The following is a 14,148-nucleotide window of genomic DNA, read 5'->3' on the forward strand; positions in this document are numbered from 1 at the left end:
GAATGAAATAGTATATTCAAATCATTTCTATTTGAATATTAATTTTTTTGTTGCTGTTATACCCTACCTTTGTATTCGTTTTCAATTATTATAAAAAAGACTGTATACAAAATATAGACTTTGTATACAGTCTAAAACTGCCTAACCATCTATTGGTCAGGCAGTTTTTATTTACTCTACTACTTGTATAATAAAGCTTTCATATGGACGTAAAGCATCTGTCACTGTTTCTCTTTCTTTATTTTGAATGACAAAGCGATAGACCTGCACATCATCAAAAAGCTCTGCCACATCATGTGTATATTCTGATAGGTTTGCAACCACTAACCATTTTTGTTCATCCAGCTGACGTTCATAAGCAAAAATTGCTGGATGTTCAGGGAGTAACAATCTATACGTTCCCTCTTTCAAGATTTCTTCTTGATGACGCAACGCAATCAATTTTTGATAGTAGCGGAAAATAGATTTCTCTGAGGTAAGATCTTTTTCTACATTTATTTCTGTATAATCTGGATTTACTTTAAACCACGGATCTGCTTCTGAGAACCCAGCATTTTTTTTATTATTCCATTGCATAGGTGTACGTGCATTGTCACGACTCACCTTGTGTACCGCATCCAAAAAATCCTTTTTTGAAATCGTCTGTTGATCTTCTACAAAATGTTCATAATTACCACGCAGCTCAATATCTACATACTCTTCCAATTCAAATTTCGGATTGGTCATCCCAATTTCTTCCCCTTGGTAAACATAAGGCGTGCCTTGTTGCCCGTGAAGAATTGTCGCATAAGCAGTCGCTGATTCATAATGATATTCCCTATCATTCCCCCATCTAGAAACAATTCTTGCACGGTCATGGTTGGCAAAATACAAAGCGTTCCATCCACGATCACGTAAGTTCTCCTGCCATTCACTCATGATGTTCTTCAGTGCCACAATATCAGGGGCTTGCAGTGCCCACCGACCGTTCACGTCTCCTTTTTTACGATCAATATGCATATGTTCAAAGGTAAAGACCATATCCAACTCTTCTCGTTTTGGATCCACTAATAAATGGGCATTCGATGCTTTAGCAGCGGGTGCCTCCCCTACACTCATCATATCTAGGGGGGTCAGCACACGTTGGTTCATTTCATGAATAAATTCATGCATACGTGGCCCGTTATGTTGATTGTTCTTCGCAAACGGAATTTCATTATCTGGAAAATCCAAATCTTTTGAAATAGATGTAATCACGTCCATACGCCAACCATCAATTCCTTTTTTCTTCCAATAATGCATCATTTCATAAATTGTTTCACGAACTTTGGGATTTTCCCAATTCAAATCTGGTTGTTCTTTCGCATAATAGTGTAGATAGTATTGCTGACGAGACTCATCCCAAGTCCAAGCAGGTCCACCAAAACTAGAACCCCAGTTGTTGGGTACCTCACGGTTTGGTCCAGCATCTTTCCACATATAAAAATCACTATATGGATTGTCTTTTGACTTCCGGCTTTCTTGGAACCAAACACATTGATCCGATGTATGATTTGCCACAAAATCCATAATAATTTTAATCTCTTGTGCATGAGCCGCAGCAATCAAATCATCCATATCTTCATTTGATCCAAACATTGGATCAATTTGATAATAATCTGCAATATCATAGCCATTGTCAATTTGAGGAGACAGGTACACTGGACTAATCCAAATCGCATCAATCCCTAATTCTTTTAGATACGGTAACTTTTCTTGAATTCCTTTTAAATCTCCAATACCGTCATTGTTTGTGTCTTTAAAACTTTTCGGATACACTTGATAAATAACTGCATCTTTCCACCATGTACTTCGCATCATATTTCCTTTCCTGTTCTAGGCAATTCCTAAGAGTGCCAAAACAATTCCTAAAATAATCATTCCAAAAATCAATACGTTGATACTTACAATTTTCTTCTTCAATAGGTAAAAGCTAAATAAGGTAATCACCAACGGAATAAGACCTACAAAAATTTGATCAAGCATCTCTTGAATATTCATGACTACTTCGCCATCCATTGTCATATTCCAGACAATTTCAAGATTGACCATTTGACTCGTCATCGCACCAACCATCGCAAGACCGACAATACTTGCTGCTTTTGTTAAAATATTAATCAAGCCATTTTCATACAGGCTAGAAATATAAGAAGAACCTAGAGAATAGCCTAATTGTCCACCTTTAAAACGTAAAATTTGTACTGGTAAATTGAAAAGTAACAAAAACACAATCGGTGCAAAGACATTGCCTGCCTGTGCCAATCCTACAGCAATCCCGGCAGATAACGTGCGTAAGACACCCCAGAAAACAGAATCTCCGATACCTGCTAAAGGTCCCATCAAACTTGTTTTAATTGCATTGATAGATTCTTCATTAAAGTCTTCTTTTTCACTGTTTTCTTTCTCCATAGAAGCCACAATTCCCAAAATAAAAGGATACATCGCTACGTTAGTATTAAAGTAAGACATTTGACGCACCATCGCTTCTTTTCTTCCCTCTTCGTTCCCTTTATAGAAGGTATCCAAGAATGGTTGCACTGCATAAGAAAAACCTGAAGCCCCTTGTTTAGAAGGAGTAACTGCTGCATACAGTGTAAATGAACGCCAGTACAATTGTTTCAATAATTTCTTTTCATTGGTTGTTTGTGATGTTTGATTCGTCATTTTTCCCATCCTCCTGCTTATTTGAAAAATTCATCCACTTCAATATCCGCTTTATTTTTTGAAGTAGAAGGTCCTGTTGGCGCTGTGCTCAATTGCTTTTTGATTTCTTTCAAGTCTAAGTCACGACTTGCACTCACAATTGCAATAATTAAAGCGATTACAGCCACTGCAATCAGTGGTGTTTGGAAGTAAGCAATCAAAATAAAACCTAAGAAGTAATAAACCGCCACACCCTTGTCCCATAAAATATTCAAAAGCATAGCCATTCCCACAGCAGGCAATAGATTTCCAGCAATACTTAACCCATGAACAATCACTTCAGGTATTTGCTCTAGCACGCGTTGTGTAGCCGTTGAACCAAATAAAATAGCAAAAAATGGAATCAATGAATATATGAACCACTGCAATCCCCACAAACCAAAGTGCAAACGGGCAATTCCTTTACTGTTTCCTTCTTTTGCCATTGCATCGAATTTCGCCGCAAATGGTCCTACAACAGCAACGTACAATAAAGTTTTGACTTGTAAACCAATAATTCCTAGTGGGACAGCAATTGGAATAGCCACTTCAACACCAGCATTCATATTGATGGCAAAAGCTGTCGCAAGTGCTGCTGCTAATCCAGGTTCAGCGGAGCTTGCTCCACCAATATTAATCACACCCATAAAAATAGTTTCTAACGCTGCTCCAATTAATAATCCTGTTTCGATATCTCCAAGTAATAAACCTAATAATGGACCAATGACAATCGGACGCCCCAACATTGTAAATCCTAAAAGTTCTTGACCACCTACCGTCAGGAAAACGATAAGTGCCACAATAATAGCTTCTATTAACATATATTTTTCTCCTCTACTTAATAAATGATGTTGCTAATTCTTTTCTATCAGATGGTACATTTTGTAAAGCAGTCTCTGGATAAATTTTAACCAATTCAACAAGACTTTCCTTTTCTTTAGCAGTCAACATAACAAATTGTGTTAACGTTTCTTTTTTACCTTCTACTGATTTTCCAACATTTCCAATATTGATGTATTTCATATTTGGCACTTTCTCTGCAAGTCTTAGCGCATCTCCTACTGTACGAACTAAAACCAACAATCGTTTCGATTGTGCACGAGGATCTTTCAAAATAGTAGCTATATCATCAATCGAACGAATCAACACATTGATTCCTGCTGGTACAGCCATTTTTAATGCCATTTGTTGTGTTTCATTTTTTGCGACCTCATCATTAGCAACTAAAATCCCATGTAAATTTAACTCTCTTGACCAAACCATCGCAATTTGTCCATGAATCAATCGCTCATCCACGCGCAAGGTTGTTGGTAACGTTCCAGTAAATGCCACTACTTCTTCAACCGATTCATTTGCTGTTTCTTGTGTAGCAATCGGTGCTTCTTCTTTTATTTCTTCCGGTGCACCAACAAACGTCATCGCATTTTTTCCATTTTCAACCAACGCTTGAATAATTTCTTTTGTATAAACCTCTGCACCAAAAATCACTTCAATCACTACAGGTAGATTAAATCCTGCTACAATGAAGACATTTTCTTTTCCTTGTGCTGCCACTGTCATCTTCTGATTCACACTACCGCCAAACATATCCGTAAAAATCACCGCTTGATCGTCTTCTTTCAAATCAGCAAAAAATACTTCGATTTGCTTCTCAATCTCCAGCTCACCTTCTACGTATGCACACATATAAGTTACATCTAATTCTCTTCCTACAAATAATTCCAATGTGCTTTGAATCCCTTGTGCCATCTTTGCATGTGAAGCGATTACAAACTTTTTCATAAGCTCCTCCTTTTTTTGGAACGTTCCAAAAAATATTTTTAAAAATACAAATATGGAACTCGCTATTTTTGGAACGTTCCAAATTTGTATCTTTACTATAAAATAAAATGTAACCCTTGTCAAAGGTTTTTTTATCAAAAAAACTCTGATACAGGCTACTTCATCTGTGTCAGAGTTTCCTTTATAATCTGCTACATTCTTCGGGTCGTGATACCTTCAAGGTAATCAACAGGTAAATATTGGGTCTGATAGACTTTCTTTTCCTTATTTTGTAAGATTAACTGTAAACTATGAACACTTTGTTGGACAATCTCTGAAATCGGTTGACGAATGGATGAAACAAAGCGTTGTTGTTCAGGATACATCCGTCCTCCATCAAAACCAATAATTTGTATGTCCTTTGGTATTTCATACTTCGCACTTTCTAAAATATTTAAGCAAAAATCTGCGTATTGATCGGCAACTGCAAAAATACCGTCATAAGGAAAACCTTTCCGTGCTAAACCTCCAATATAGTCCGCTAGCTCTGGATAAAATTCTTCTTCATGTGTTCTTGAATCAAAAAGTGTGTACGATACACCTTCTTGTTCACAATAATCAATAACCCCCGTTACTCGTTGCCCATAATTGACTTCTGTTTTATAAGTACTTCTCGTAATCACTAACAGATTTTTTGATCCCTTCTCCACTAACTTTTGTGCAGCTAATTTACCACCACTATAATTATCAGCTGAGATACAAGGAATTGTTTCTGACAACCTTTTTTCAATCGAGACAATCGGTAATTCAGTCATTATATACGGTGCCAAATCACTATAAGAAATGGTGATAATTCCTGCCACTTTCTGTTCCTTCGCCATTTGAATATACTCTAGTTCTTCTTTAATTTCATTGTTGGAATTGCACAGCAACATCTTGAAATTTTCTTCTCGTAACGCTTGCTGCATCTTATGTGTTAATTCCGCAAAGAAAGGGGTTCGTGTCGACGGAATAATAAAAACAACTAAATTCGAACGATTCATTTTCAATTCTCTTGCCATTATATTGGGGATATAATTCAATTGCTCAATAGCCGATTGAATTTTTTTTTGAGAGCTTTCTTTTACCTTCACTCCATTAACATAGTTCGAGACTGTTCCTCGTGAAACTCCTGCTAATTTCGCTACATCATTCATTGTCGGCATCACATTTCTCTCCTCTGCTCCATATTCTTCTTATTATCATACAACAAGCTATTCGTTCTTTCTAGAAAAAAGTCATTCTACTATTGTGCTCACTAACAGACGCATTTTTAGTAAAGTAAAAAAGACATAGTGTAACCTTTAATTAAAACATTTCAGTAATATCTTACTTTTAAATTTATTTGATCCATCTTTCGTGCAAATGGATATATATCAATATACTTATTCCCAGGACTATCGCTTGTAATAATGAGTCTTGCCCATTTAATAAAAATCCATAAATAATAAGTGATGTAGCTCATGGTACCTGAACTGCGGTATATAACGAAACAATTTCTGTATACAATGCAGAATAAGTCAATAAACTTGAAACAAAGGGGGGGAAAATAAACGAAATAGCCATAACAGGATTCCTTACAATTGGCGTTGCAAAAATAACTGGCTCATTGATACCAAAAATCGTAAGCACTAATGATAGTCTTCCTAACTGATAGAATCCATATCAATTGTTATCCATAGTAATTAAGTATTAATTTAAGTTATCAGATGAAGCATTCGTTTCTGTAATTTTTTTAGTTCTCAAATCTAAGACTTAGCTGATGAGGATGTAGACATCCATAAAATTATTTCTTATACTTTTTGATTGAAATTCAATTTTAAATATTTTAAGAAGGTACTCCAAAACCCATTAAAACAATCGTATAGTCAAACACATTATTTGAAATTCCAATGCTGTCTACACAATCTTTTTCAATTTAGTTAACGTGCTTTCATATCCCAAACTAATTACAATCAATAGTTGCCGAATATATTGATTACCAATAAATTACAATCATTTGATAAAACCAATCAAAAAAAACCAAAAAGTGGTTCCCTTAACAAGTGTTAAGAGAGCCACTTTTTGTCTAGTTTTAGTACACATCTATGGAATCTACTCAGATAAATAGTTGTTTAATCTACAGATTTTAAGGCTTCCAACATGTCTACTTTTTTCAACCGACTATTAATGACAAATGCCAATATGGTTGTGACCACTGCGATAATCAGCGCTGGAACAATAAAGCTGATTGCCGCTAATGAAGGGTTAAACATCACGTCATCTGGTGGAACGACCGTAATAATATACTGATGCAACAGTCTTCCGATTCCAAATCCTGTGATAATACCCAAGATTGTTAATAAGATCGTCTCACGATAAATATAAAGCGTGACTTCTTTTTCGTAAAATCCGAGTACTTTAATTGTTGAAAGTTCACGCATTCGTTCTGAAACATTGATATTCGTCAAATTGTACAAAATAACCACGCCTAACAATGCTGCAATAAGAATTAAGACAGTCATGATCTTATCTAGTGAGTGCACAATGGTTTCAATTTGGTTGGTCAGTGTTGTATTTTGAACAACACCGGTTACCCCATCTAAAGTAATAAACTTAGAAGATTGTTCTTTCGTATTTTCAGTGGAATTGTCTTTTAGGTTTACAAGATAGGCATTTGTTTCGAATGGTGTTCCAAAAATGGATTCGTAACTTTCTTTATTTGCAAAAGCAAAGTGTCCCATATAAATTTCCGCAATTCCAGTGACTTTCATTTCTCTTTCGGTGTTGGTGCTGTCTTCTAATGCTACAGTATCTCCAACTTTTAAATCTAGAAGTGTTGCTAAACGTTCAGAGATAATTACGCCATCGTCTGGCAATGACAAGGAATCCTTGCTTTTTCTATTTATTAGGTTGATATAATCTGAAAAATTTTCGTCTTCTTCTGGAACAATTAATTTTATCTCTTGTGTATCTTTATTTGCTCCTGCAACTTTTGTTAACTCTTCGTAGTGAATGGCTTCATTTTGAGCTACTTCATCAGAGTGCAGCATATCGTTGATTTTTTGTTCTTGCTCATCTGAAACATAATCATTTTGGGCAACAATCATATTATAGTGAATCAAGTCACCAAATTGTCGCTCGTTAATGCCACCAATAGAATGCTGTACGCTAAATCCAGCAAATAAGAGTGCCACTGCGCCAGCAACACCAAAAATGGTCATCATCATTCTTTGTTTATAACGGAAAATGTTTCTCGCCGTCACTTTATGAGTGAAACTCATTTGACTCCAAATAGGCTTGATTCGTTCTAATAGAATTCTTGAACCGGCTGTAGGTGGCTTCGGTAGCAAGAGTTGTGCAGGTTTTTCTTTTAACTCTTTGGAAGCCGCAATAAACGCAGGAAGAACGGAACTCAATAGAGCAAGTAGGATAGCGACTAATGAAATGCCCCAGTAGAAATGTAATTCTATGTTTGGAACGGTAAATCCTGCATGATAGGCATTATTTACAATTAGCGGCAAGAGTGTATGCCCTAAAATAATCCCTAAAATTGTTCCTGAAAGACTAGAAGTCATCCCATAAAACACAAATTTCTTTAGAACATCTTTATTTTCGTACCCCAATGCTTTTAATGTTCCTGATTTGATTCTCTCTTCATCTACAAATCGAGCCATAGTAGTCAACGTAACCAATGCCGCCACAAAATAAAGGAAAATAGGGAAAACATTGGCTAAGGAATCGACAATTTGAGAAACGCTACTATAAATTTTATAGCCTTCCCCACCTGGCATTTCTCGACGGCTATTCAATGAATAGGTTGGTACGGACAAGTGATCAATCATTTCTTGGGCTTTATCAAGTTCTTCTTGTTTGTCTGCAATTTCTTTTTCTGCTTCTTCTTTTTTCGATAGAAACTCTTTGTTCTTTTCCTCGTATTCGTTTTGGTTTTCAGCGAGTGTTTGTTTAGCCTCTTCTATCTGTTGTTCTCCCGCACTTTTTTCTTCAGCAAGCGTGTTTTTGGCTGTTTCTAGCTCGTCTACTTTATTGGCTAACTCATTTTGTGCTTGCGCTAATCTAGAAGCAGTAGCTTGGTATTCTTCAGACTTACTATCTAAGGTAGATGCGCCTTCATACCATTCATTTAAACCTACATAATAGGCATTTAAATTTTGATTGTACGTTGCTACACCAGAATTGTATTGATTTAATCCGTTTTGATATTCTGTTTCTTTTTGGTTCAAGAGTACTTCTTTTTGAGCTAGTTCATTTTGTGCTTGTTGCAATTGATTTTTTGAATTTGCAATCGTTTGTTTTTGTCTGTCTAGCTCTGCTTTTGCGTTTGAAAGCTCTGTAGAAGCGGCATTTAACTCATTTTGTGCACTGGCTAACTCTTGTTCAATCGGGTCTAGTTGGCTTTTTGCATTAGCTAATTCTGCTCTTTTACTCTCTACTTCATTTTGACCGGTTGCTATTTGGTCTAAACCTGGGTTGTATGTCGATTCGATAAATGTATTGTACTCATTTTGTAGCGTACTCAAGTCTTGATTGACACCTTCAAGTTTAGCCGATAGCTCAGCCGTTTCTTCTTCTGTTAGGTCAGGGTTTGTGAGTGCTTGTTCCACTTCACTTTTAGCAGCTGTTAAGCGTTGAATGTTTGCTTCATATTGCTGTTTTCCTGACTCTAATTCTTGGCGTTTTGAGTCTAAATTGGCTTGAGCTACTTCAACTTGCTCTACGCCTGCGTTGTATTCTTGTTGTTTTTGATTGAAACGATTACGTGCGGTTTCGTATTCATTGTTTTTTGCATTGTATTCTTGTTGTTTTTCTGAGAAAACTTGTTCTGCTGCTGCAATTTGACTTTCTGCTATTGCAATCTTTGCTTGATTTTCATTAGTTTTTCCGTAACCATTTGCAATTTGTTGGCGCCCAGTTGCTAATGAATTCGCTGCTGTCGTTAATTCCGCATCGGCATTATTCAATAATCCTCGTGCTTGCTCTAATTGGCTTTTGGCACTTTGTAGTTGATTCCATTTCTCATCTAATGTCGCTTGACCATTGTTTAATTGCTCTTTGGCTGCAGATAGTTGTTTTTCTCCGTCAGCAATGGTTACTTGTGCATCTGCAATTTGGTTTTCACCATCACTGATTTGTTGATTGGCATCCGCAACTTTAGAAGCTAATTCTTCTTGCGCTTCGTCAATTTGTTCGCCACCAGAGGCTAATTTTTCTTTCGCGGCTTCTAACTGTTTTTCAGTATCTTCTAATTGTTTTTTCGCATCATCAATTTGTTTTTGACCGTCATCAATTTGTTTTTGATATTCTTCTTTAATCGTTGTTAAACGGATATCCGGTTGATCTTTTAGCAGTTCATCCAAATTATCTTTATGTGTTTGCAGTAAATCTGTATATTGATCAGAATAAGGATCTACATTGTTTAAGTCCTCAAATGTTACACGAGCTAACATATAGATTTCAGAGTCAAAAGCACTTTCAGGAACCACGGCGTAACCTTCTAATGATCCTGTTCCTGCTGTTGAGACCCCTTGGTTAATACTGGATAGAATTTCACCTGAGTAGACAAATCCAACGATTTCAAATTTATGTCTTTTTAAAATAGTTTCTCCTGAGATGTCTTCATCTTCTGTAAATTCAATGGTATCCCCAATTTTGTATTGATCTACATATTTGTTATCAAGAGCGATTTCCTCTGCCTTTTCAGGTAGTTTTCCTTCTATAATTTGATAATCAGAAATTTGTTCGCCTTTAGAAAACACTCTAATACTCAAATTGGTCTCTTTAATGACCATGTCTTTTAAATATCCATACTCTACAGAATCGATGCCGGTTGCCTGATTAATTACCTCAACATCATTGTCATCAATTCCCAATGTTCCTATAATCGTTAAATCGGATACATTCAATTCATCAAAATAATTTTCCCCAGTAGCACGCATATTCGGTCCAGTCACTTTCAATCCGACAAGTGCAAAGGAACCAATCAGCATTAATCCCATAATAGAGAAGAAGCGTCCTTTTGATTTAGAAATTGATTTGAAAATATCTTTCCATAACATTTTTTTCACTTTACTCACCTACCATTCAAGATCTGAAATTTTACTTGGTGAAGGATTGATGTCCACACTTTGAACCGTTGCATCTCTCATTCGAACCACACGATCTGCAATAGGAGCAATGGCACCGTTATGTGTAACAATAATTACCGTTGCACCTTTGACTCTACTCATGTCTTGCAAAATTTGTAGTACTTGCTTCCCTGTTTGGTAATCAAGTGCGCCTGTAGGTTCGTCACAAAGTAAAATTTTTGGATTTTTTGCTACAGCTCTAGCAATCGCAACCCTTTGTTGTTCCCCGCCAGATAATTGAGCTGGGAAGTTATCTATTCGTTCGCCTAGTCCAACTTCCTTTAATACTTCTACTGGATCAGAAGCTTCTTTCACAATCTCTGAGGCTAATTCAACATTTTCTTTGGATGTTAAATTGGGTACTAAATTATAGAATTGGAATACAAATCCAACGTCTTCACGACGATATTTTGTTAATTGTTTTGAATTGTAATCAGAAATATCATTTCCATCGATAATAATTTGTCCTTCATCATTTGTATCCATGCCACCTAATATATTTAACATGGTTGATTTACCAGCACCAGAAGCACCTAGAATGATGACTAACTCACCTTTTTCTACTTCAAATGACACATTATTGTTCGCTACAATTTCTGTATTTCCCATGTGATAACGTTTATAGCTGTTAATAACTTCGATATAACTCATAATCCTCTTCCTTCCTTTAAATGAACAACGTGTTGATTTAAACTCATGGCTAGTATATAATTAACCCCAAGCAATGGCAATAAACACTTTTTACAAATGTGTTTATTTTACAAGAAAGGTGAGAAAAAATGAGAAGAAATACACAAACAAAAGATAAAATAAAAGAAGCCTTTATCAACTTAATCAACGAAAAAGGATTAGAAGGGATGACCGTTAGTGATATTGCTCGACAGTGTAATATTAATCGAGGAACCTTTTATCTTCATTATGTAGACAAATATGATTTGATGGAAAAATTAGAAATGGAAGCAATTTATAATCTTAAACAAATTTTACTATTGGATAAAAATCCGAAAAATCTTGAAGATCCACTTCAACTCATTCCTTATGAATCCATCCTTCAAGCCTTGATTTATGTGAAAAATGATTTTAGCTTAATTCAAGCGTTAGCAAGTGAAGGGGGAGATCCTCATTTTATGCAAATGGTTAAAGATATACTTAATGAGTTGATTCATTCAAAATTAAATTTGTCAAAAAGTCTACAATTTTCAAAAAAAGAACTGCCTGATGATTATGCCAAAGAAATTTTATTATCTAGTATTGCTGGAATCATTCATTTATGGATAAAAAAAGGCGGGCTAGAAACGCCTGAAGAAATTGCAATGATGATTACAAAGGCAAAAAAAGTCTCTCCATATGAATTACTATTATAAAAGTTATACAGGAACTGAAACAGCAATCGCGGTAGACAAAGAAAGAACATTTACGAGAAATGACTCTTTTCATTAATAAAGCGCAAAAAAAGCACTTATAGTACAATCAATAAGAGCTTTTTTCGTTAGCATAACAACAATTAATATTTTAAGAATTATTTTCTTAAAATCCCAATGCACCTTAACAATCCCACGAAAAATATCAAAATCAATTTTAGTGGGAATACTCGGTGGAACCATCACCTGCTGTAAAAGAATCCTTTATCAAACAGGGTTTTCAATAAATCCATTTTTTCCATCAAAATCATTGGTAGACTTTTTTAATTGGGGATTCATTCCCAAAAGTTATAAATGAAGAAAAAATACCTGAACTTAAGTTGCCTGCGAACTTATTTTTAAATCAAGAAGTTCAACAAATAAAAAAACAAGCATCTGCCAAAGCAGTCTACTTGTCTATTTTATCTTTTATATTACAAATATCGTGAAAAAGATTGCTCTTATGCTATACTTTTTCCAGGTTTTCAGTTGGAAAGAACTTATTAATCAAATAAAAACATAAGGTGCCAACTAAAATAATACAGATAGCTAGGTAAAAACCATAGACTTTTGAACCTGTTTTATCTGAAATAAAGCCTGTGACTGTAGGAACGAGAACTGAAGCGGTCATTCCAAAGAAATTGAACACACCATAAGTTGTTGCGATATTTTTTCTTGGAGCAAATTGTCCTAACCAAGAAATAATAATTGGTTCGACTGCTAATTTTCCAAAAAAACCATACAAAATAAAACCTATGATTAGTAATGTTTGTCTTCCCTCAGTTATTGGTGACAACGTGAATAATAAAATAGTTGCCGCCAAAAGCTCTAAAATAATAATAAATCGTTCTTTGTATTGCGGCATTTCATCTGCTAAACGACTAAAAATTAATGCTCCCGGAATTGCCACAAAAAAGACCATTGCTGAAATAATTCCTACAAAATTGTTGGGAACTCCACGTTCGGTTTCTAAAAAATTAGGTAACCATGTATCAATTAAATAATATGTATATAATGTTGAAAAATACAAGATATACGCTGCAACCATTTGCGGCTTAAAAAATTCTTTAATGGATACTTTTTTTGACTGACCTTTTGAAATTGTTCTTTCTTTTATTTCTTCTGGTCGGATATATTTAGTAAAAATAACTAGCATCACAATAATCAAAAACATCGGAAGTAAAAAAATAGCTTGCCATGGAATAATACGTCCACCTACTAAAATATTAGATGAAATCAAGCCTATTCCACACCCCAATGCTGTGCCACTATTCACAATAGCTGTTGCGATACTGCGTTTTTTTGGAGGAACAAATTCATTTGTTAAGGAATATGCAACACCATAATAGGTTCCACATCCCAGTCCAGATAACACACTTCCTAAATATACCACGGGTAGTGTTGTTGCTGTCGTTACAAGCAATGTACCAAAACCGAAAATAATAAATCCTGGAATAAGAATCTTCTTTCGCCCTAATTTATCGACTAATATCCCTGATGGAATTTGCATACACGCATAACCTAAAAAATAATAACTAGAAATATAACCAATTTGTGCATCGCTTGCTCCACCAAAAAATTCTTTAATGATTGGATAAATCGGAGGATATGCGTCTCGATAAATCCAGATAACTACCCAGCCAGCAGTCAAAATGAATAAAATTTGTTTCCAATAAGGAACTGTTTTTTTTAGTGCTTCTTTTTCCAAATTACATCCCCCCATGAACATATTAGAAAATTTTTCTAAAAAACTCTCAGATTACCTAGAAACAATTGCCTATGAAAAATTGTTCGAATAATTTCATGGTTGTTCAAACAGTTTAAACTTGTCATTTGAAATTTGATAAGCTTCTAACAAATAATTCTTCCTCCTTTACATTCTTTTACTCTTCTTTCAAATTTCTATTTAATTGTAATCGCATCGGATATTTCAATCATTAATCAAATGAAACATATTTTATTTATTAATTTGTCCGTTTTGAACAAAGGTATTTTTTATAAATTTATGAAAAATCGTCCATCATCATCGAATATTTGCTTTTCTAATGAGAAAGTTTCCCTTATTTACAGATGTTTATCTTTATTGAATCATTATTTTAATTATGCTAAGATTTAAACAAAAA

Annotated in this window: 10 protein-coding genes; 1 reads left to right on the top strand and 9 read right to left on the bottom strand. The window is 35.0% G+C overall.

The features are described from left to right. Window positions 1-171 precede the first annotated feature (171 nt). From DOK78_RS10475 to DOK78_RS10510, 8 genes are all read right to left on the bottom strand, one after another. Window positions 172-1,836, bottom strand: coding sequence for a glycoside hydrolase family 13 protein (locus DOK78_RS10475; RefSeq protein WP_207940642.1), 1,665 nt, complete (start codon window positions 1,834-1,836; stop codon window positions 172-174). Between the two features lie 18 nt (window positions 1,837-1,854). Continuing rightward, window positions 1,855-2,691, bottom strand: a complete 837-nt coding sequence (locus tag DOK78_RS10480) for a PTS system mannose/fructose/sorbose family transporter subunit IID (protein WP_422389681.1) — start codon at window positions 2,689-2,691, stop codon at window positions 1,855-1,857. Window positions 2,692-2,699: 8 nt separating this feature from the next. Further along, entirely contained in the window at window positions 2,700-3,521 is an 822-nt protein-coding gene (locus DOK78_RS10485) for a PTS mannose/fructose/sorbose/N-acetylgalactosamine transporter subunit IIC (RefSeq protein ID WP_207940414.1), read from the bottom strand. Window positions 3,522-3,534: 13 nt separating this feature from the next. Then, the gene (locus DOK78_RS10490) at window positions 3,535-4,482 is read right to left on the bottom strand and encodes a PTS mannose/fructose/sorbose transporter subunit IIAB (protein WP_207940413.1); all 948 of its coding nucleotides are present in this window, start codon (window positions 4,480-4,482) and stop codon (window positions 3,535-3,537) included. 191 nt (window positions 4,483-4,673) lie between these two features. Continuing rightward, window positions 4,674-5,666 (bottom strand): LacI family DNA-binding transcriptional regulator, encoded by a 993-nt coding sequence (locus DOK78_RS10495; protein WP_207940412.1) that lies wholly within the window; start codon window positions 5,664-5,666, stop codon window positions 4,674-4,676. 295 nt (window positions 5,667-5,961) lie between these two features. Further along, the gene (locus DOK78_RS10500) at window positions 5,962-6,132 is read right to left on the bottom strand and encodes a hypothetical protein (protein WP_207940411.1); all 171 of its coding nucleotides are present in this window, start codon (window positions 6,130-6,132) and stop codon (window positions 5,962-5,964) included. Window positions 6,133-6,614: 482 nt separating this feature from the next. Then, window positions 6,615-10,556, bottom strand: a complete 3,942-nt coding sequence (locus tag DOK78_RS10505) for an FtsX-like permease family protein (RefSeq protein ID WP_243430483.1) — start codon at window positions 10,554-10,556, stop codon at window positions 6,615-6,617. 18 nt (window positions 10,557-10,574) lie between these two features. After that, a complete protein-coding gene (locus tag DOK78_RS10510; protein WP_207940410.1) occupies window positions 10,575-11,276 on the bottom strand; it encodes an ABC transporter ATP-binding protein in 702 nt (233 codons plus the stop codon). A 128-nt stretch (window positions 11,277-11,404) separates the two neighbouring features. On the opposite strand from DOK78_RS10510, the gene DOK78_RS10515 reads away from it, so the two are divergent. Continuing rightward, window positions 11,405-11,989: a TetR/AcrR family transcriptional regulator gene (locus DOK78_RS10515; protein WP_207940409.1), complete on the top strand. Its 585-nt coding sequence runs from the start codon at window positions 11,405-11,407 to the stop codon at window positions 11,987-11,989. A gap of 502 nt (window positions 11,990-12,491) precedes the next feature. Here DOK78_RS10515 and DOK78_RS10520 read toward each other — a convergent pair. Beyond that, window positions 12,492-13,733, bottom strand: a complete 1,242-nt coding sequence (locus DOK78_RS10520; protein ID WP_243430418.1) for an MFS transporter — start codon at window positions 13,731-13,733, stop codon at window positions 12,492-12,494. Window positions 13,734-14,148: the final 415 nt, after the last annotated feature.

The organism is Enterococcus sp. DIV2402 (assembly GCF_017426705.2).
Classification (GTDB): Bacteria; Bacillota; Bacilli; order Lactobacillales; family Enterococcaceae; genus Enterococcus_F; species Enterococcus_F lowellii.